At 52.2% G+C, this 20,361-nt stretch carries 21 protein-coding genes and 2 pseudogenes; 4 read left to right on the top strand and 19 right to left on the bottom strand.

The window, feature by feature from the left end:
• Window positions 1-158: 158 nt before the first annotated feature.
• Window positions 159-422, bottom strand: coding sequence for a hypothetical protein (locus T260_RS126645; RefSeq protein WP_011231177.1), 264 nt, complete (start codon window positions 420-422; stop codon window positions 159-161).
• A gap of 30 nt (window positions 423-452) precedes the next feature.
• Window positions 453-719 carry a hypothetical protein gene (locus T260_RS126650; RefSeq protein WP_011231176.1) on the bottom strand — a complete coding sequence of 89 codons (267 nt, stop codon included), beginning with the start codon at window positions 717-719 and terminating at the stop codon, window positions 453-455.
• Between the two features lie 153 nt (window positions 720-872).
• Here T260_RS126650 and T260_RS126655 point away from each other — a divergent pair, with 153 nt between their 5' ends.
• The gene (locus T260_RS126655) at window positions 873-1,070 is read left to right on the top strand and encodes a hypothetical protein (RefSeq protein ID WP_023634196.1); all 198 of its coding nucleotides are present in this window, start codon (window positions 873-875) and stop codon (window positions 1,068-1,070) included.
• Between the two features lie 302 nt (window positions 1,071-1,372).
• Window positions 1,373-2,524: a Ger(x)C family spore germination protein gene (locus T260_RS126660; protein WP_023634195.1), complete on the top strand. Its 1,152-nt coding sequence runs from the start codon at window positions 1,373-1,375 to the stop codon at window positions 2,522-2,524.
• Between the two features lie 90 nt (window positions 2,525-2,614).
• Here the strand turns inward: T260_RS126660 and T260_RS126665 are convergent, their stop codons facing one another.
• From T260_RS126665 to T260_RS126700, 8 genes are all read right to left on the bottom strand, one after another.
• Complete coding sequence (locus T260_RS126665; RefSeq protein ID WP_021321382.1) at window positions 2,615-3,397, bottom strand: ABC transporter ATP-binding protein; 783 nt, start codon at window positions 3,395-3,397, stop codon at window positions 2,615-2,617.
• Complete coding sequence (locus T260_RS126670) at window positions 3,394-4,521, bottom strand: nitric oxide synthase oxygenase (protein WP_306372124.1); 1,128 nt, start codon at window positions 4,519-4,521, stop codon at window positions 3,394-3,396. The genes T260_RS126665 and T260_RS126670 overlap by 4 nt, the downstream gene beginning before the upstream one ends.
• 299 nt (window positions 4,522-4,820) lie before the next feature.
• On the bottom strand, window positions 4,821-6,938 hold the full coding sequence (locus T260_RS126675; RefSeq protein ID WP_023634193.1) for a YhgE/Pip domain-containing protein: 2,118 nt from the start codon (window positions 6,936-6,938) through the stop codon (window positions 4,821-4,823).
• An 87-nt stretch (window positions 6,939-7,025) separates the two neighbouring features.
• The gene (locus T260_RS126680) at window positions 7,026-7,460 is read right to left on the bottom strand and encodes a DMT family transporter (RefSeq protein ID WP_011231169.1); all 435 of its coding nucleotides are present in this window, start codon (window positions 7,458-7,460) and stop codon (window positions 7,026-7,028) included.
• 453 nt (window positions 7,461-7,913) lie between these two features.
• Complete coding sequence (locus T260_RS126685; RefSeq protein ID WP_023634192.1) at window positions 7,914-8,492, bottom strand: hypothetical protein; 579 nt, start codon at window positions 8,490-8,492, stop codon at window positions 7,914-7,916.
• Complete coding sequence (locus tag T260_RS126690) at window positions 8,489-9,124, bottom strand: SCO family protein (protein ID WP_011231167.1); 636 nt, start codon at window positions 9,122-9,124, stop codon at window positions 8,489-8,491. The genes T260_RS126685 and T260_RS126690 overlap by 4 nt, the downstream gene beginning before the upstream one ends.
• Complete coding sequence (locus T260_RS126695) at window positions 9,117-10,565, bottom strand: cbb3-type cytochrome c oxidase subunit I (protein ID WP_023634191.1); 1,449 nt, start codon at window positions 10,563-10,565, stop codon at window positions 9,117-9,119. The genes T260_RS126690 and T260_RS126695 overlap by 8 nt, the downstream gene beginning before the upstream one ends.
• Window positions 10,565-11,104 (bottom strand): cupredoxin domain-containing protein, encoded by a 540-nt coding sequence (locus tag T260_RS126700; protein WP_011231165.1) that lies wholly within the window; start codon window positions 11,102-11,104, stop codon window positions 10,565-10,567. The genes T260_RS126695 and T260_RS126700 overlap by 1 nt, the downstream gene beginning before the upstream one ends.
• Window positions 11,105-11,299: 195 nt before the next feature.
• On the opposite strand from T260_RS126700, the gene T260_RS126705 reads away from it, so the two are divergent.
• On the top strand, window positions 11,300-12,226 hold the full coding sequence (locus T260_RS126705) for a COX15/CtaA family protein (protein WP_021321374.1): 927 nt from the start codon (window positions 11,300-11,302) through the stop codon (window positions 12,224-12,226).
• A gap of 10 nt (window positions 12,227-12,236) precedes the next feature.
• Here T260_RS126705 and chrA read toward each other — a convergent pair whose 3' ends face one another.
• Window positions 12,237-13,442, bottom strand: a complete 1,206-nt coding sequence (gene chrA / locus T260_RS126710) for a chromate efflux transporter (protein WP_023634190.1) — start codon at window positions 13,440-13,442, stop codon at window positions 12,237-12,239.
• 72 nt (window positions 13,443-13,514) lie between these two features.
• Between chrA and T260_RS126715 the strand changes: the two genes are divergently transcribed.
• Window positions 13,515-14,018 (top strand): QueT transporter family protein, encoded by a 504-nt coding sequence (locus T260_RS126715; RefSeq protein ID WP_014195773.1) that lies wholly within the window; start codon window positions 13,515-13,517, stop codon window positions 14,016-14,018.
• Window positions 14,019-14,130: 112 nt separating this feature from the next.
• Here T260_RS126715 and T260_RS0120580 read toward each other — a convergent pair whose 3' ends face one another.
• The 8 genes and pseudogenes from T260_RS0120580 to T260_RS126735 form a co-directional block, all read right to left on the bottom strand.
• Window positions 14,131-14,388 carry a hypothetical protein gene (locus T260_RS0120580; RefSeq protein WP_014195772.1) on the bottom strand — a complete coding sequence of 86 codons (258 nt, stop codon included), beginning with the start codon at window positions 14,386-14,388 and terminating at the stop codon, window positions 14,131-14,133.
• Window positions 14,385-15,386: a DMT family transporter gene (locus T260_RS0120575; RefSeq protein ID WP_031212916.1), complete on the bottom strand. Its 1,002-nt coding sequence runs from the start codon at window positions 15,384-15,386 to the stop codon at window positions 14,385-14,387. The genes T260_RS0120580 and T260_RS0120575 overlap by 4 nt, the downstream gene beginning before the upstream one ends.
• Window positions 15,387-15,784: 398 nt before the next feature.
• Window positions 15,785-16,138 (bottom strand): annotated as a pseudogene (locus T260_RS0120570) (ABC transporter substrate-binding protein); the annotation flags it as partial.
• 40 nt (window positions 16,139-16,178) lie between these two features.
• A pseudogene (locus tag T260_RS0120565) lies at window positions 16,179-17,153 on the bottom strand (ABC transporter substrate-binding protein); the annotation flags it as partial.
• A gap of 126 nt (window positions 17,154-17,279) precedes the next feature.
• Complete coding sequence (locus tag T260_RS126720; RefSeq protein WP_021321369.1) at window positions 17,280-17,987, bottom strand: ABC transporter ATP-binding protein; 708 nt, start codon at window positions 17,985-17,987, stop codon at window positions 17,280-17,282.
• Entirely contained in the window at window positions 17,980-18,744 is a 765-nt protein-coding gene (locus tag T260_RS126725; RefSeq protein WP_011231157.1) for an ABC transporter ATP-binding protein, read from the bottom strand. The genes T260_RS126720 and T260_RS126725 overlap by 8 nt, the downstream gene beginning before the upstream one ends.
• Before the next feature lie 2 nt (window positions 18,745-18,746).
• The gene (locus tag T260_RS126730) at window positions 18,747-19,784 is read right to left on the bottom strand and encodes a branched-chain amino acid ABC transporter permease (RefSeq protein WP_011231156.1); all 1,038 of its coding nucleotides are present in this window, start codon (window positions 19,782-19,784) and stop codon (window positions 18,747-18,749) included.
• Window positions 19,784-20,361 (bottom strand): branched-chain amino acid ABC transporter permease (locus tag T260_RS126735; RefSeq protein ID WP_023634189.1); only part of this gene is annotated, 578 nt, incomplete at its 5' end. The genes T260_RS126730 and T260_RS126735, both read right to left, overlap by 1 nt.

Raw genomic sequence — 20,361 nt, 5'->3', positions numbered from 1 at the left:
GATGGGGAAAGCAAAATTGAGCCGAAAAGCTTCCCCTCCTAACGCGTCTCCTTCCTTCAATGAACACCATGCCGTTCAGGAAAAAAGAGGAGCCTCGGTTTTGGCTCCTCGTTCATTCATCGATGAGGTCAGCGGCGCTGCCGGCGGTTCGGCCTTCATCAGCTCCCCTGTCCTGAAATTTGGAAAAAGAACGATCGACACACGGAATCCAATGACTGCAACCGCTCGATCAGCCCCTGCAAATCGCACGTATGGAGCGTATCGCTCAGTTCGCGGCCTTCCTCCGTCACCAAGTACAAGTGAATTTCCATGCATCCGTCCCAGCGGACGTTGGCGTCAAGCCAGCCATCTTCGCTCTCAAGCTCCAGCCCCACCGTCTCCCCTTGGTCATTTTCGTGTTTTGTTTTGATGACCCATACCATCCTTCGTTCCGCCCTTTCCTGTTCGCCGCCTCACTCTTGTTGTTCCGCTCCGATTCCTGACACCGGGGAGCCAGTGGACGTATGTTCATTCACCCAACGGAGTGCCGCGTCCACCACTGCATCGGCGTCAGAAAGCTGGGTGCGGTGCTCAATGATCCAATTGAGCCCGTCTTGCGGATCAAGGTCATGTTGTAAACATTCCACCAAAAATGATTGGACACATGCCGCATCGCTCCGCTCCCACGCTCCGCACTGGCGGCGCCAAATCGCTTCGATCGCATCTTTCCCGAACTGCATTGAGTTCCTTCCCTCCTGTTGCCCATATTGTCATCCATAGTATGCCTACAACAGATGACAGGGCTCCACAAAAGAAATTGGCGGGAAAGGATTTGATTTCCATTTATACGGCCTCCATCAATGGCCATACTGAGAATATGGAGGTGTTGATTCATGAGAGAGCCTTGGGAAGAACGCGGCGCCACTTCCAGCCTGCCGCGCTATACCCCGGGAATTGGCGTTCCCGATGAAATGAGCCCGATTCGCGACATCGCCCGCGGTTTTGAAAACGGTCGGCCGCCGGTTATCGAAGTGACGCCAGCTGACAGCCGCCAAAAGACGGATGGCATCCATCTTCCGCCTGTTAACTGAGCATTTTGAGCCGCTAGGAAATGGAACGCTCTCCCATCTAATACAAAGGCGTAAAGGTGGGAGATTGTTGGATACACTTGCCCCACGACTATTTGCCAGCCTAGCCATCCCCATGCGTTCCACGGTTAGGCTGTTTTACTCTCAAAGACAGCAAATCCAGCCTTTCCTAACAGGATATTCTAGGCGGGGGCTCATCCCGATCATCTTTCTCCCACTTACGCTCATTCATGGAAGTTGGGGACCTTCTTGGTTCAAAAATGATAAAATGGATCAATGTGAAAATGGGAGGAGGACCATTTCCTATGTACCTCCGTCTTGTTGCCGTAGGGCTGATGATGTTGTTGCTTAGCGGCTGTTGGGGGAACCGTAATATTGATCAAATCGTCTATATTCACTCGATCGGAATTGATTATGATCATCGCCAATTCGTCTTGTACGTACAGCTCATCAACTTCAGCGGATTGGCAAAAGCAGAGTATGGCGGAGGAAGGCAGGTCGCAGCCGTGGCCATTGGCCGGTCAGCAGGAGAAACACCCGAAATAGCCGCCCATGAACTTTACACGTCCATTCAGCAAATGGTCTCGTGGGGACACGTCAAGAGTATTGTGTTTACGAAACGGGCGCTTAAAAAGGAAGTGGTGCGAGGAGTCATCGATTTATTAACGAGGTATCATGAGATCCGGCACACCATTTGGGTTTATGCGACTGACGCTTCATTGACTGATGTCTTTAAAGCTACTCCATTATTGCATGCTTCTTCGTATCTGTCCATGCTAACGAATCCGGAAGAACTTTTCAGGCAAAGCTCCTTCATTCGCCCGCTTCGGTTTAACCGTCTGATTGCGATCAGTGATGAACATAGCGCAACGCTTCGAATTCCGTATATTACCCTTGACCCTGCTAGTTGGACAGAAGATACGAAAAAAAAGAAAATGCTGTCCCTTAGCGGTGTGTGCTTTTTGCATGATTACGAACTACAACAATGCACGGACCGTGAGAAGCTGTTAGGGGTTCGTTGGACAGAACGGGATGTGATCCGAACGCCCATTTACGTGAAAGAAGGACGGCAAACGGTTGCCTCTCTTGTCGTTCGTCATCCGAAAGCGAAATGGTCGGTTCTTTCGACCAAAGATGGTCCTGCGTTTCAGTTGACCATCCAAGCTCAAGGAAGTCTGATCGAGCTGCGCCGGCCGCTGTCAAGAGAACGGCTGGCTAAGCTGGCGGCGCAAACGGTGAAACAGGAAATCCAACAAGCCTATGAATGGGGAGTCAATCGAAACATTGACGTGCTGAATGTATCAGATCAATTATACCGCAGCAACGTTCATAAATGGAGACAATGGGAACAAAACGGCATAATCCCATTAAAAAAGAAAACCATTCGAAACATTTCCGTCCATCTTTCCCTCGGCTCTTCCGGCAAGGAAAAACTGGATTATCGTGCAGGCGACTAGATGGTTGTTACATGCTTTTGCGCGTTTTTACGGTTGGAAGGGCTCCCGGTATGGTTTTCGCACCTTAGGGAGCCGGTAGTCCATCCGTCTTCAACGTCCAATCGACACCCACGGCCGGCCGTCTTCCCAATGAACGCGGATCGGAAGGCGAAACGCTTCTGAAAGCCGCTCGTCGGTTAACACTTCCTCTTTTTGGCCAGCCGCAAGGATGCGCCCGTCTTGCAAAAGCAAGACATGGGTAATGGAGTCGACGATTTCTTCGATATAATGGGTGACGTATAAGAGATGGCACGGCTGAGTGACGATCTGTCCGATCAATGCTAAAATTTCTTCGCGGGCCAATAAGTCAAGGCCGACCGTCGGCTCGTCCAAAATGAGCAGCTTCGGATTCGCCATCAACGCTCGGGCGATCAATGTTTTTCGCTTTTCTCCTTGCGACAACGTTGCGTACCGCTTTTCTTGGACAGCTTCGAGGCGGAAAGACTCGATTAACGATTGCGCTTTGGACCGATCGTCCTCAGTGACGGCATCGTACAGGCCAATCGTTGCAAACTTGCCGCTGATGACAATATCTTCGACTGTTTCGGCTTGCAAGGTATCATAAAACTGATCAAGCGAGCTGCTCACAAACCCGATATGCCGGCGCAATTCCCACAAGCTCGCCTGTCCAAACCGATAGCCCAATACTTCAACATCCCCGCGCGTCGGGTACTGATAGCCGGTGACGATATTGAGAAGCGATGTTTTCCCGGAGCCGTTTAGGCCAAGAATCGCCCATTGCTCGCCTTCTTTCACCTCCCAGTTGATATCACGCAAAATCATGCGCCCTCCTCTTGCCCATGACACATCGCGCATGCGGATGATGACGGTCATTGTTCCTCTCCCCTTTGTTGTTCGTATGGACGGTCCTGATAGAAAAAGTTGGGCAACATGGTCGTGTTGTCATACGTTCGGTGAAAAATGTGCGTTGTCGCCGGAGAAAGAGGCGGAATCAGCCATGTCCAATCGCCGGTGACATGGCGGCCGGCTGCTTTCTCTTGCTGTTCAAACAACTGAAATTGGCGCGCGGCGGTATGATGGTCAACGATGCTGACGCCCGCCTTTTTGTAGGAATACAAAACAGCGATATTCAATTCGACCAACGCCTTGTCTTTCCATAATGATGCGTTGGAGTTGGTGTCAAGCCCCATGCAAGAGGCCACTTTCGGAAGCATGTTGTAGCGATAATCATCGGCAAAATTGCGGGCTCCAATCTCCGTACCCATGTACCACCCGTTAAACGGTGCTGCCATATAGCGAATGCCGCCAATTTCTAGACACATATCTGAAATAATCGGGACCGCGTACCATTTTAACTGCAGATCGCGAAACCACGGAAACTCCGGATGTTCAATTGGCACCTCAAGCACCAATTCTTTAGGGATCGGTGTCCAAACAGGCTTCTGGCTGCCTACCTGGATCACCAAGGGCAACACGTCAAAAGGCGTTTTTTCCCCCTTCCACCCAAGCTGTTCACAGGCGCGGGTGAAAGTGAGGGAGGATGAGTCGCCGATGATCCCTTCTTCGGTTTCATAACCGGCATAACGAATCAGTTGATGATTCCAAATGCGCACTTCCCCATTGGGACGGAAGATCGTGATCGTCGGCCGGATTTTCCCGCCATTGGTCGCAACCTCAATATGATGGAATAGATAAGAAAAAACCTCGTCTACGGTAACCGCCTCTCTCGCATCGATGACATGGAGCGATTGCCAAAACAAGCGGCCGATGCAGCGGTTGCTGTGGCGCCAAGCCATCTTCGCCCCGTAGCTGATCTCTTCGTACGTATGGCGGTATGTTCCGGTTTGTTCCACTTCCCAACGGATTTCATTCACCCGCCGCTTTATTTCTTGCTCACTTTTCCCAAGCTCCCGATAGCTGGCCATGATAAACTGTTCTGCTTTTATCATCAACTGCTCATCGTGCTGTCTGAGCTTATCGCTCTCGATCGTTACCATATATGCTTCTTTTTCCTCCACTTCGCCGTCATTCCAATTCCAATCAAGAGGCAAATTCCCCCGACCCACCACATTTGCTCGATAAACATCGAAATCGCCAAAAAAATGAGCGCAAAACCAAGCAGTCGACGGATCGACATGATTCTCTCCCCTTTTCCCCGCCATCGAGCGCTCTCCCATCGCGCAAAAGCAACAGTGAACAATGCTTGGGAGACGTCGATCCTACGGGGCAATTGAGAATGAAGCAACGCTCTCGTCCCTATTGTAACAGATGCTTCCATAAAGAGAACAGACAATTTTCAATGAAACAAACCACTTTGAACAGCTTTTTCCTTCAGCACGCGCATCCATGGGTTTAATGAGCCTTTCAACAAAAGCCCGGCCAAAAGGGCGGCAACGGCAAACAAGAGAAGCCGCTTGACATCATGCTCAACATTTTCCCATACGATCCCGCCGACCGCCTCGCGCATGACATCAATGGCATAGGTAAACGGCAGCCAAGGGTTTAATTGCTGAAAGAACGGAGGAATCAGCTCAACGGGATACGTGCCTCCCGCTCCGGCAATTTGCAAGACGAGCAACACAATCGCCATCGCTTTTCCCACATTGCCGAACAAGGAAACAAGCGAAAAAACCACCGCCATAAAGACAAAGCTGCACAAAAGGCCGAACGCCATGAACCATCCCGGCTCACGGACGAAAATATTCGGCAAGATGAAAGCCGCTCCAGCTGTCACGACCATCGCCTGCAAAGCATTCAGCGTCCAAAAGGTCAACAGCCGTCCGGCATATCTTTCCCGCTCATTCGCTTCCGAAAACGAAGAAGGATCCGTCGACAAGACGGAAACAAGCAACAAACATCCTACCCATATGGCCAGCACCGTGTAAAATGGATTCATGCCCGAACCATAGTTCGGCAGCGGGAAAAGGCGGAACGTTTTGACGTCAACCGGGTGAGCTAAAAACGCCCCTTTCGCCCGAGGATCTTGTTTCAACAAGCGAATCAGTTCGTCGATGTTGGTTTCTCTTTTGATTTTCGATAGGAAGGCGGCCAGCTCGCGGACCTGGCGGGAAAGAAATGGATATTGAGCCTGTGCGGTCTTTAGCGCCTGTTGCGCGGCCGCTAAATCACGATCTGTGTTTGACAACCATTGCTCTGCCTCATTTAACGCTTGATCCATGCGAAGAAGCGTTTGTTTCGCTTGTCGCACCTGTTCCCCTGTTTGATTCCATTTTGCCCGCAGCATAGGCAGCAGCCGTTGGCGATATGCTTGATCAAGTTGCTGCGCCTGTGCGTCCAATAAGGCCATTTGTTCACGCAGGTGAGTGATCTTCTCTTCGACGCCTGTTGGATGTTGTTTCACTAGCGCCGCTGTTTCTTGAATAGACGCTAGCGTCTGCTCGATACGGCTGACTGTGCGCTGCACAGGTTGAAGCGAAGAGGAATCAATCGTCCCCTCCCATGTTCTCAACGTTCGGCGCAATTGCTGAACCAATGGGCTCGCGTCTGTTGCAGCCTGTTGGATGAGAGCCGCCCAACGCGCTTGCTTTTCCGGTGTATCGAGGGACTGTGGCGTCTGCTCTGCAAAGGAATGGAGCGCATGAACCGCCATTTCCACCGGCTTTTCCCATAAGTGCGATGAAGCATTGACTTGCATGAACAACTTCTCAACGCGGCCTGTCCATTCTAAACCGCGCCGCACCGTTGCTCTGGCAGCCGGCAGAAGCTCGCGGCCTGTACGAACTAGTGATCTTGCCTCTCCCACATCGCGATCTAGGGCTTTCAATTGTCGTTGAATCGTTGGCAATTCGTTTTCCAAACGAAACACGAACGCTTCAACGCGGCGAATGGTGGGAAGCTGCTGTTCGAGCGTCACTCCCGCTTGGTGGAACAAGGAAAACAATGCGGTATTGACCACCCTCACAAACTCATCGCTGACTCGCGCTGACAATGTACTTGCTCCGCGCTCCGTGATTTTGGGAGCGATGGCGTTCCGTTTGTCGTTTTCATAATAGTAAATAACCGCCCTTTTCGGACGTTTCTGCACTACAGTGGCTAATTTAGCCGAGAAATCAGCCGGAATGACGATCGTCGCAAAGTAGTCTCCCCTCCGAACGCCTTCCATTCCTTTTTTCCGCGTGACAAATCGCCATCCCAACTGGTGGTTGTTTTTTAAGGTCTTGACGATCTCATCGCCGGCGTGAAACCGGTGACCGGCGAGCTCCGCCCCGCGGTCTTCGTTCACGACGCCGACCGGTAAATCCTCTGTATGGGCATAAGGGTCAATCGAAGCCTCTACATTGATCCAAGCGTAAAGCGATGGAAGAACGCTCAGACCGAGAGCCAATATGGCTGCGGCCCAGTTGGTCGTGAGATGTTTCAAATCGTTCACATAAATGCGCCATGCCTGTTTCACTTTGATCCGCTTCCTTTCAAGTCGATCATGCTGTTGTTAGTATGAGCGGATCACGGAAAACTAAACCAACTTGGCCAGTCCTGTTGTTCATTTGCGGAAAAAAAGCCAAAGCGCCAAAAACAAACAGGCTATAGCAGCGAGGCGCGTCATGTCAAACGGAATGCGCTGTCCGCCGAATAACCCGAAGTGATCAATGATCGAACTCATCACGAGCTGTCCGGCGACCACGGCCATCAATGAATTGGCGACGCCGACTTTCGGAACGATCAGCACCATGACAAACACGTAAAAGGCGCCGAGAATGCCGCCCGTCAGCTGCCATTTCGGCACAGAAAACATGGCAAGCAATTCTCCCTTGCCTAAAAACAATTGCACTAAAAATAAGACGATCGTTCCGATTAAAAACGACACGAACGCCCCTTCCAACACACCAATCCGCTTGCCGAGGCCGCCGTTCACTCCTGCCTGTACGGAGACAGCCATCCCGGCCGTTAGAGCGAGCAGCATCCATACCCACTTCATCCGTCTCTCCCCCTCCCCTTTCGCTGTCCCGCTTTATCGAACATTGATCCGAGGCTTAGAAGACCGGCGATGGAACGAAACATCCCGCTCTCCAGCATGGTTTCCCAAATGAGGGAAAATTGTGGCATCAACTTCTCATTTCGCTGGCCTCCTGCGGGCTAGAAACGATCCTTTTTTCACTAACCTTCTAAACTTGGGGGTGCACGGCTGTTGACCCGTTTAAGCCACCTCTTGTTGACTTGAGCCAACCTGTCTGACGTTCACGCAACGGAAACAAGCACTTGTCCCCATATCGGTAAAGATATTTGACATAGCGGTGAAAAATCCTTCTTTTCACCAAAGGAGAAGAGAAGGGGGCAAACAAAAAAAAAAACGGACGAATCTTTCCTGTTAAGATCCGTCCGCATGTCCGTCAATTCAGGCCCAGCAACAAAGAGAGACCGTTCCGTTGACTTAGCGAGTCTCCGGCTCGTTTGCTGTTCCAGCAACGAACAGCCGCAGCGACCAAAAAGCAGCGAGCACGAGGGACAACGCGATCATCATGCGGCCGAGCGCGTTTTGTTGGCTGAGCAAGTAGCTGTTGCACACGCGCGCCGGTACAGCTAAATACAGCCAACCCATGACAACGAGCATCGAGATGACATTCGCATGAACAACGCCGCGGGCAATCGGATGAAGCCGCTTCCAGCTTAACGATAGCGGCATCCCTGTAAGCAGCGGCAGCATCATCCATTTGGCAAGCCGCATCAACGGCTCGTTCAACGAGGCGTCGACTGAACGCGGCAAGATCCAAAAGGAAAGGACGCTGATGGCCACCAACAATCCAGGCAAACCGTTTTCGTTCCAACGGCTTAGCAATTGGGCGAAACGGCGGGGCAACGCGAAACCAAACAGCCAGCCGGCTACCACCAGCAACGGGACTTGCCCGAGCATCACGCCAATCATCGATGATTCCATCCAACGCAACACCGGCGGCAACGCAAGGGCTGCCATGAGGAGAGCTCCGCCAACTGCATATCGTTTCCCGCTCACTGTTTCACCACCTCGGAGGATGCCTCTTTGGCCAGCAGGTGGTTCAGCTCGGCGCTGACCGCTTGCGGATGGTTGTAATCAAAAATGCGGACGAGCCGCCCCTTTTCGTCGAGCAAGTAAAACGCCGCATTATGTTCATACCCGCCTTTCCCGTCCGGGATCACAATGACGCCCATCACTTCTAATAACCGTTGCAGTTCCTGATCGTTCGACACGCGGGCCATGCGCCACGTAACGCCATCCGCCCCATAATGATGGGCATGATGCATCAACATCTCCGGGGTATCGTTTTGGCTGTCGAAACTAATACTTAAAAACGAAAGACGATGCCTATGCGGAGACTGGCGAATGGCATCATAAATGCGGCGCAAGTTCATCTCAACAACCGGGCACACATCGCCGCACCTTGTATATATAAAAGTGGCTAAAACCCATTGGCCGCGCTGATCTTGCCAAGAGAACGTGCGACCGTTTTGATCCTCCAACTGAACGGCCGGAAGTGGTTTTGGCTCTTGCAGGATGGCAAGGCGGCGGGCGGTTTCGCTTGTAAACGCCCGAAACCCGTCCGTCCCGTGCCAAAGAAGCCCAAAACCGAACACAAGCGCGAGAGCCACCGCTACGGTTTTACGCACGCGGCCCCACCTCGATATTTTGCTTTGCTTGAACGGTGATCACCGAAACGAAAAAGCGGTAAAGGAACACCGTGACAGCGGCGATAATGGCAACTGCAAACATCGCCCCCATGCGATCATACGGAATCCATTCCGGAACATGCACAGCCCACCGCCGCGGTGCGCTCACTTTTCCAGAAAACAGGAACGTGCCGCATAGACTGAGGAAGAAAATCGTATACACCCAGAAGCTAACCATATCCGCATAACCGATCTTTCGCCCGTTTCCACGAATGAAATAATACATAAAGCCGAATAACATTGAAACCGCACCGATTCCCATATACATATGGAAGTGTCCCGGCACCCATTTCGTGTTGTGCATGACGTGGTTGATGACGATGGTCGCATCCGCAATCGCCGGCATAACGCCTGCGACCCAGCCGAACATCGAAAGGAAGATGAAGCTTGACGCCATATCCCATTCAATGCCGGAACGATAAACGATCATTAACGCGCCAAAGGCGGTCACCACCAAAACCGGCAAACCATTCAAATAAGAAAACACTTGGCCGATAATCAACATCCATTTCGGCATGACAAAGTCCATCAACAAATGGTGCGGGTAAATGATAATCGTAAACAACGTCGACATGTTCCACGCGATAAGGAAAATTTTGTACGACTTCCATGGGCGGTTTGTATATTTTGGCAAAATTTCATATACGGCGATTACCCCCATGTAAATAACCGAATTGGCGAAAATATGCCCGAAGGCGTAAATCAAGTTTTTCGCCAGCAACGGATCCATTTCAATCGATGGTTGAAACAAATTGATTAAGCTCATGACTAAGACGCTTGCCCCGGCTGTTAAAGAAACGAGATTGACGATCGAAACCATCGTGCTCGCCACTACCGTAGGCGGCGGACCGTAACCTTTCACTTTTCCGAGAATTTGCGGCCATCCAAGGCCATGGCCAAGGCTTCCGTATTCGCGAATAATGGCTCGCGACGTATCAAGATAAAGAAGCAAAAAGCTGACACCAATCAGCAGCATGCCAATCAAGTACAGGCTCGCTCCTGTTTTCCCCCACATGCCGGCTGACATCGCCGGCAACGGGTACAAAAACGTCCATGCTCCAGCGAAACGGAAGACAAAAATACTGATGGCTGTCATCACCACCCCCGTTAAAAACAACACGAAATGGGTCACAAAAATCGGAAACGACAAACGGACGTACTGGCGCAAAAAGTACCACATAACCGCCGACGCAGCAAACGCAGCCGCTCCAACCATAAACGTGCCATGCGCGGTCATCATTTCATAAAATGTATCTTGTCCAAGCGGAATCATTTTTCCTTGCGCCAGCAGCATCAACAGCCCCAGCACCATCATGAGCAAAATCGCGATGCCGCTGACGAACATGTACAAGGCGGTCATCTTGCGAACGTTCGCTTCCATTATTTCCCCTCCCCTTCTTGGGCCGGCACGACGGTAATGGTCGCCGTCATCACATGGTGGCCGATGCCGCAATATTCTAAACAAAGCACTTGATATGTCCCGGGTTTCTCAAACGTGTAATAAATCGTATTTGTATACTTCGGCATGGCTTGCGTCTGGGCCAACAGTTCCATGTTTTCATCATAAATGCCGACTCCGTGATTGACATCTACGCTCGTCACTTGAAAGGCGATCGGCTCACCGACGCGAAATTCATTTCGGCTTAATACAAAACCAAATTGCCGCGCTTCCACTTGAACAACGGTCGGATCGGCAGCATGCGCTGGCCTTTCAAACGGCAAATCGCGCAGCGTATAAAACGTCGCTAGACCTATGGCTGCAATGACGACCAAAAACCATACATTTCGAATCCGGTATCCTTTTTTCTGAATTGGCTCATATTCGACGCGCTGGCCGGAATGAGCGACGACATACAAAAAAACAAGGATGACAAACAGGATGAGAACAACGGAAATAATCCACGCTGCCTGCTGGTACATAGCGATCCATTCCCCCTTTTCCCTCGTCAAGATAGTTTCACTATAGGGCATGGTAGCGTTTTCCCACAGTTAACTTCATCACAAAACAGACAATTTTTCTCACAATTTGGATTTTTTTGTCTGATGTGATAGAGTACACAGTTATGTGACAGCGGACTTGCTATAATGGGAGAAATGATGTTAGGGGGAATGGGGATGAAATCGTTGGCTTTTTGGACGCTATGTACGACATACGTTCTCATTGTATTCGGCGGGTATGTGGCGTCCTCGAATTCGGGGATGGGGTGCGGCCCTGACTGGCCGCTCTGCAACGGGATGCTCATCCCGATGTTGAAAGGAGCGACGCTGATCGAGTACGCCCATCGATTGATCGGCGCTTTGCTCGTGCTGTTGACCGGGGTGCTCTGCCTTCGCTTATGGCGTTCTTCCCGAAGCGGGACAGACCGTTTCATTTCAGCGGCCGCCGCTGTTTTGCTTGCGTTGCAAATTATGCTTGGAGCTCTCGTCGTTTGGTTTGATCTCCCACCTATCATTGTCACGATTCATTTCTTCATCGCGTTTCTCTTTTTAGGCTGCCTTCTTTGGATTTGGCGGAACGTCCATCGCTCTCCACAGATGCATCAACCAGTCGGCCAGACAACTATTGAAGCAGAGGCGAAGCGGCATATCCATGTTCTTTTGTTCTTATTGGCAGCTGCGTTACTGCTTGGCGCATACGTGAAACATCAACATTACGGTCTGGCATGCGGATGGCTGATATGCGGGGAACAAGCATGGCCATCGAGCGAAGCCCAAATGTGGCAAACCGCCCACCGAACCGCTGCTGCCACTACGGTGTTATATACCATTTGGACAGCGTTTGTTGCCCACAGGCGACGCTGGGGGCGCCCGCTGGAGCGGCGCCTTCTTTTGGCGGCAACGGTCGGGCTGTTGCAAGCGGTGATCGGGATAGTCACCGTTGCGACAGAAATTCATCTGTCCTGGGCGGTCATCCATTTGGCCGTCGGCACATGGCTGGCTTTGCTACTAGTCGAGCTGAAAATCTACTTACATAGGCCCGGTGTGACAAGATTATCTGCTCGCGGGAGGATGAGGAAATACACCCAAACGCCCGCCCGTTAGGCACCAAGCATTAATCGAGCAACGTGCGAAGCCACCCGCCGACAAAGGAAACAAGAACAACCAACCACGCCGGCCACTTCCAAACGGCAAGCAAAAGAAAGGCGACGAGGACAAACGCGAAATCGGCCGGCTCGTTCACCGCTTTTGTCCAAATCGGATCATACAGCGCCGCAAGTAACATCCCGACGACAGCGGCGTTAATGCCGGCAAGCGCCGCTTGGAAGCGTGGATGACGGCGAAGCCAGTGCCAAAACGGAAACGCGCCAAGAACGAGCAAAAAGGATGGAAGAAAAATGGCTGTGGTAGCCACTAGCGCTCCCTTCCAGCCCAACGCCGCCATTCCAATATACGCGGCAAACGTAAACAGCGGCCCAGGGACGGCTTGGGCGGCGCTGTAGCCGGCTAAAAACTGATTGGCGGTGACCCACCCTTGCGGCACCACTTCCGCCTCCAAGAGCGGCAACACCACATGACCGCCGCCAAACACGAGCGCCCCAGCGCGGTAAAAGCTATCAAACAGCGCCAAAAGCGGTGAGTGGATCCAAGTACGAATGAGCGGCAGCGCAACAAGCAACACAGCAAACAAGGAAAGCAACGTCAAACCGGTGGAACGACGAATGGAAGGCGGGATGCCTGCCGCAGACGAAGAAGGTGCGACATTTTTTCGCACTCCAACAGCGCCAATGCCCCCCGCTGCGGCGATGACGGCTACTTGGCTCCACGCGCCCGGCGCAAGAAGCACAGCGGCCGCCGCTGTGATGGCGACCGTTGCCTCGAGGCGGCTAGAGGCGAATTTGCGCGCCATCTCCCATACAGCTTGCGCCACGACCGCCACGGCCGCCAACAGCAAGCCGTGCATCCAGCCGGCGTCACCCCAAGAATGGTGTTGCAGCCAAACAGCAACCAGGCTGAGGGCGACCGCTGACGGCAGCGTAAAACCAAGCCAAGCTGCCAACGCCCCCCAAACGCCGGCGCGCATGAATCCGATGCCGATGCCGACTTGGCTGCTCGCTGGACCAGGGAGGAATTGGCATAAAGCGACCAAATCGACATACGTTTTCTCGTCAATCCATTTTTTTCGTTTGACGTACTCTTCGTAAAAATAGCCGAGATGAGCGACCGGACCACCAAATGACGTTAAACCGAGGAGAAGCGCTGTAATTGCGACCTCCCAGACGGAACCATATCGGTCTGCTGCTTGTTTCTTTGCAGCCATGGATCCCGCTCCTTTCGTTCACGAGAGTGTCATGCTACAATCATATCATCATGCACGAGAGGAGAGAATACCATGAACGTTCGAACGATGGCGACAAACGGTTTGATCGCCGCCGTGTATATCGCCGTGACGGCGTTCATCCAGCCGTTTGGCTTTACGAACATTCAGTTTCGCGTCTCAGAAATGTTAAACCACCTAGTCGTATTCCGCCGAACATACGCCGTGGGCATCGTGCTCGGCGTCTTTTTGGCCAATTTGTTTTTCTCGCCGATTGTCGCGTATGATCTTGTATTCGGCGTCGGCCAGTCGGTGCTGGCGCTTCTCATCACGATTGTTTCCATGCGTTATGTCGAGAACATTTGGGCGCGTATGGCGATCAATACGTTGTCGTTTACCGTGACCATGGCCATCATCGCCTTTGAACTAAAGCTCGCGCTCGGCTTTCCGTTTTGGCTCACATGGCTGACGACGGCCATTGGCGAGTTTGTTGTCATGGCGATCGGCGCACCGATCATGTATGCGGTTGGCCGCCGCTTGGCGCCGAAGATGTTCGATTCCGCCCATCGAAGCCGTTAGCAGCCCTCTTTCGCCTTAGGCAAGGGGTTCGCTTCATTCTAAAGGCGCATTCCCCGTACGCCCACACGGGAAGTTCTTGATCAATCGTACGGGCTTTCAACATCTATTTTGACTACGGCATCGAACAAACCGCCCATTCAATGATCAGCGACATCACAGCAAGCAAGATGACTCCCGCCGTCGTCATCTTCAGCGCCCTCCGCCATCTTGGCGATAGGTACCGCCCCGTCCGAAGAACAACAAGGCCGACTGCGATTCCGCCCACCCACATGCAAAGACCCACCGGGGTGACAAGCTGACGCCAATCGCTGATCCAATAGTAGATGACGAACGTCTGGCAGGCAAGCAGGATGCACACGATGATTCTCATCGTTCCCCCCCTATGCGTTTGAGGCGCCGATCTGTGGAAATGGGCAGCGATGAGTGTTTCACTGTTCTTGTCGATTCGAAGCTATGCCAGCAAATCCCGATGATGATGACGGCCAAGCCAACGAATGCCCATCCGTTCGGAAGCGGAGCGGACAAGAACAGCACTTCGCCGATAACGGCAAAAATCACTTCTCCGGATTGCGTCGCTTCAACAGCAGCCAGCTTCCGCTCATTTCCTTTCGCCCGGTCAGTGGCGATGAAAAAAAGCGTCGTCGCGATAACGCCCGAGCTGATAGCGACAATGAGCGACTGCGCCGTTTGCCCAGCCGAAGGAACTCCGGCTGTCGCCCATCCAATCAGCGCCACGACGAACCAAAACGGCAAGCTGGCGATCGTCATCCCGAATACGCGTTGAAACGCGTCAAGCCGTCCGGCACAATGCTCGATCATTTTTCGGTTGCCCAGCGGGTAAGCAAAGGCGGCGATGAGCACAGGAAAGATCCCCAACGCGATTTCTTCCCATGTGAGATGGCCTGCTTGCTGGAACTGAACGAGCACGACGCCGAGCAAAATAAAAAATGAAATGAAAAGCGCCTGTTTTTCAATCGGGCGGCGCACGGACACAGTTCCGTTTTGCGTTTCGATTTGTTCTGTAAACAGCGGGCTAAGCAGGACGCCGGCGACGATCGTGCACTGCCATGTGCCGGCTACAAGCCACCCTGGCCCGTACGCAGCGGCGTACGTGAGCGGCGCGTAAAACAGGCCGAAACCGACCGTCCCCCAGACGATCCATGTCCATGGATGGCGCTTCATGTCGCGCCAAACCGGACCGAGATTGCGGTGGGCAAGAAGAATGACAAACAACAGCGGAACCATAAAGAAAAAACGAAGTGACGAGCTCCACGTCCAACTCCCGCCAGCTAGCTCCATAGACCGGTTCAATATGAACGTAACGGCAAAAAAGAACGAGGCGGCAAGGCCGAGGGCCATTTCCCGCATGGTCGGTCTCTCCCCTCCTGTGATTAGATTCATCATGTGGCAGAGCAGTTTTATTTTATCGCATTATTGAAAATTTTTCTATTTGTTTTTTTTTGATTATTTAGAACATAGTTTTCTATGATAAGAAATGCACAATAAGAATTGATCAACCCGAAACAGTTCTGCCAGGCGGCAATCCTATCATTAACGAATCAAAAAACGTCATAATGCGAAAATGGAAAAGGCTGTCTGGAAAAAGTCGTGCGATGACCTTTTCAGACAGCCTCTCTATTGCTCCATCCATATACCGCTCCATCTACGGATCCTTGAGAAGATGCATACTTCAGGGCTCATGCAAAGAGCATTCCCATTGAAAGCCCGATGATAAGGTGCCTCTGCTTGTCAGTCTGCATGGTGTATTATTGTTTTATTAACTCAATGGGCACAATTTTTCCATTTTCCACCGCAGCCACGACGATTTCCGATTCAAATCCGCCATCGTCGCCGATGCTTGGGACGTTATACACTTTCTTTTCGTCTGGAATGTTTTTCAAGCCGTCGTTCATATGTTCGCGGATCGCTTGCGGGTCATCGACGGTGCCTGCGGCTTTCATCGCCTCGACGAAAGCGTAAAGCGCCAAATAGTTGTAAGCGGCTTCCGATCCCGGATCTTCATTGAACTTTGCCCGATAGTTTTTCACAAACTCTGGAACCGCGGGTTGATCCGACTCGACAAGCGGCATGACGCCGATCGAACCTTCAAGCATGTCATANGAGGCAACTCGCAAAAAATTGCCGAAAATAAGCGGCTTCCGATCCCGGATCTTCATTGAACTTTGCCCGATAGTTTTTCACAAACTCTGGAACCGCGGGTTGATCCGACTCGACAAGCGGCATGACGCCGATCGAACCTTCAAGCATGTCATAAGAGCCCGTCACCCGTTTCATCTCATCGAGTTTCGCCTGATCCATAATGATAAAGCCGCCTTTAAAACCAAGTTCGCGCGCTTGTTTCGCCACTTTTGCCGTCGGTTCCGACGGTCCACCGATAAACAAGACATCCGGCTTTTCTTTCAATGCATTCGTCACGATCGTAAAGAAGTCGGTGTCTTTCGTAAAATCAATCGATGATTTGTAGACAACTTTTCCTCCTTGTTTTTCCCAATACGGCAACAGTTTTTCTGTCCAGTCTTTCCCGTATTGCGTCGCCGTCGGCAAGGCGGCCAGTTTCCTGCCGAAATGCTTCATGGCATAATCGGTAAACGTCGGGATGTAGCCGTCATAGCGCGGCGGAATGCGCACGGTCAGCTTATTGCCCGTTTGTGTAATTTTCGGCTCACTCGTATACGCCGCGATGATGAAATTGTCCGTTTGGTTGAACACTTGCAGCGCCATGACGCCACCGCTGTGCGGCGTGAAAATGATCGGCGTATGATGCTCTTGCACAAGGCGTTTGGCGTTCGCTGCCGTTTCGTTTGGCAAATATTTGTCATCTAATGGGACGAGGTTAATTTTGTATTTCTTTCCTTTCACCTCAAAGCCGCCGCTGTTGTTGATTTCCTCGGCCGCCATTTTCAAGCCGTTTAACGTCCGTTGGCCATAATAGGCGGCCGGGCCGCTCAGCGGGCCGCTGTAGCCGATGTTGACCGTGCCCGTTTCACCGCTGCCTCCTCCGCTATTGTTTCCGCCGTTGGCGTTATTGCTGCTTGGCGAATTGTTGCACGCCGCAAGCATCAACATCATGATGGCCGCGATTATAGCGGCGATTGACCATTTTCTTTTTTTCATTCTACTCCCCCCTATTGATGATCTATTATTTTGAATATTTAGATAATATTTAGCACACCCGTTATTCACCCCCTTTCAGTGCCATCTCCTCTCCTTGCTTTCGCTGATGGACAAGGATGAGGCCTATCATGCACCAATGTACGCTTTGCGGACATCGTCGTTGGCGAGCAGCTCCTCCGCCGTTCCCGAGGCAACGATCGTTCCATTTTCAAACACATAGCCTCGATGGGCGATCGACAACGCCGCATGAGCGTTTTGTTCCGCCAACAAAATCGTTGTTCCTCCCTCATTGATTTGCTTAATCGTCGCAAACATTTGCTCGACAATCAACGGGGCGAGTCCGATTGACGGCTCATCAAGCAAGAGCACCGCAGGACGTGACATTAAGGCGCGTCCGATGGCGAGCATTTGCTGCTGGCCGCCGCTTAACGACCCGGCTGGCGCGTTTTGCTTGTCGCGCAAAATCGGAAACAGTTCGTATACATGTTCAATCGAGCGGCGGATGCCTTCTTTGTCCTTCCGATGGACGTAAGCGCCCATCAGCAAATTTTCGTATACACTCATGCGCGGAAACAGTTTGCGCCCTTCCGCGCATTGCACGACGCCGCGCCCGACGATGCGGTCAGGAGGCAGCGAATCAATGCGCTCGCCATCGAGGCGGATTTCCCCCCGCACTGGTTTGTGCAGCCCGCTGATCGTGCGAAACAATGTGCTTTTCCCGGCCCCGTTGGCGCCAAGCAAAACGGCGATCTCCCCTCGCTTGACGGAAAACGTCACATCGCGAATGGCCGTAAAACTCCCGTAGCGGACGGATACGTTCGCAACTTCAAGCAATGGCGCTCCCTCCTAAATACGCTTGAATGACCGCCTCGTTGTTTCGCACTTCCTCGGGCGTTCCTTCAGCGATTTTTTCTCCGTAGTTTAACACCATAATGCGGTCGGCAATTTTCATGATCATCGACATTTTGTGCTCAATCAGGCAAACAGTCAGGCCGCCTTCTATCATTTTGACGATCAACTCCTCAAGCCCTTCCGTTTCATCCGGGTTGATGCCGGCTGCCGGTTCATCAAGCAGCACGAGCTCCGGATCGGTCGCCAAGGCAAGCGCGAACGCCGCCCGCTTTTTCTGCTCCTGCGACAAGTTGGCCACCATCCGATCCGCCACATGGGTTAGACCGACAAAGTCGAGCACTTCCATCGCTTTTTCTTTGCATGCCTGTTCCTCGCGGCGGTGCCGTTTCGTGCGCAAAATGGCATCAAATAAGTTGGATGACGTGCGGAGACGATGGCCGATGATGACGTTGTCGATCACCGTCGCCTGTTCAAACAAGTGAGTCGTTTGAAACGTGCGGGCGATGCCGAGCTTCGCCCGTTCGTTTGCCGGCAGGCGGGTAATATCGCGCCCTTTGAACGTAATCGTCCCTGACGTCGGCCGGTACAAGCCGCTGATTAAATTGAAAAACGTCGATTTGCCGGCTCCGTTTGGGCCGATGATGGCGTTGATCTTCCCTTGCTCGACGGAAAAGGTGACATCGTTGACCGCCAGAAGCCCGCCAAACCGCTTCGTCAACCGTTCAACGTGCAAAAGCATCGTTATCCCTCCTCTGCGTGCCGCTCGCCTCGTCCTTGGCTCGAGACGGCCAGTTCCGCAGCAACTCGGTTCGCTTCTGGATCGAGACGGCGCGCTTCTTCACGCTTTGCTTTCAAACGGATGACCCCCCCGGCAATGCCGTGTGGGTAAAAGATGATGAGCAACGTCAGCACCGGACCGAAAATCAACATCCGGTAATCTTGCAAAAACTGCAATTGTTGGGACAGAAACGTAATCAGCAACGTCCCGACGACCGGACCGGCGAGCGTGCCAATCCCACCGACAAGCAAATACGTTAAAAAGTCGAACATGACGCTGACGTACGCAATGTCCGGGCCAAGAAAGCGGATGAACGATGCGTACAGCGCTCCGGCAAGCGATGTAAAAAAGACCGAGAGAACAAACGAGGCGAGTTTGTTTTTCATCGTCGAGATGCCAAGCGTCAACGCGAGCTCCTCACTGTTGCGAATGGCGATGTACGTCCGTCCGGTCAACGAATAGACAAGGCGGTACATGGTGAAGATGACCGCAACCAAGAAGCATAACACCAAATAATATTGGGCGACGGGCGTTTGAAACGAGAGCGGACCGATGTCAGCCGGCGCCGGGATGCCGATAAACCCGCGCACTCCGCCGGTTAAACTGTCCCATTTGTCAATGATCAAATAGATAATATAGCCCACACAAAGCGTATAAATGGCGAAAAAGTGCTCTTTCGTCCGCAGCGCAACAAGCCCGATGACGGCCCCAAGCAACGTGGTGAACAAACAAGCAAGCACGAAAGCCAACCAAAACGGCACGCCGGCTTTCACCGTCAAAATGCCAAGCGCATACGCGCCAATCGCAAAAAACCCGGCGTGGGCAAGCGACAAATAACCAGTATAGCCAGCAAATAAATTCAGCCCGTAAACAGCGATCATCCAAATGAAGGAGATCGTCATCATGTGCAAGTAATAGCTGTTGGTGACAAGCAACGGAAAGGCAAGCGCCAGCGCCGCAAGAACGGCGATCCATAAGCGCCGGTTGGCGAATACAGCCATCAATGTCCCTCCTTGGCAAACAGTCCGTTCGGTTTGACCGTTAAAATGATGACGAGGATGGCAAAAGCGATAATGTCTTTGTAGTCGTTCGACACATACGTCGCTCCCAAGCTTTCGCTGAATCCCAAAATATAGCCGCCGACAATGGCGCCTGGAATGCTTCCCATGCCGCCGAGAATGATGATGACAAACGCTTTCAAGATGACAAGATGGCCCATGCCGGGAAACACGAGGTTGATCGGCGAAGCGAGCGACGCGGCGAGCGCTGCCAAACTGCCGGAAAGGAAAAACGTCAGCATGGCGACTTTATTCGTGTTAATGCCGACCAAATTCGCCCCTTCGCGGTTTTGCGCCATCGCGATGATGGAAGCCCCGATGAACGTCTTTTTCAAGAAGAGGTAAAGCAAGATCATGATGATGACAGCGGATGCGATGATGAGGATGCGTTGAACCGTCAAGGTCAAGCCGAAAATGCTGACAACGTCGCCGTATGGGGTTGGCATCGTCTGGTAGTCCGCCCCCCAGACGAACTGGGCGAATGCCTCCAAATTTTCGGCATCCTTTTGAATGGGAAAAC

The sequence above is a fragment of the Geobacillus thermopakistaniensis genome (assembly GCF_000498995.1).
In the GTDB taxonomy this organism is placed as follows: domain Bacteria; phylum Bacillota; class Bacilli; order Bacillales; family Anoxybacillaceae; genus Geobacillus; species Geobacillus thermoleovorans.
Note: the sequence above shows the minus strand (reverse complement) of the source record. Positions and strands in the feature narration are given on the sequence as shown.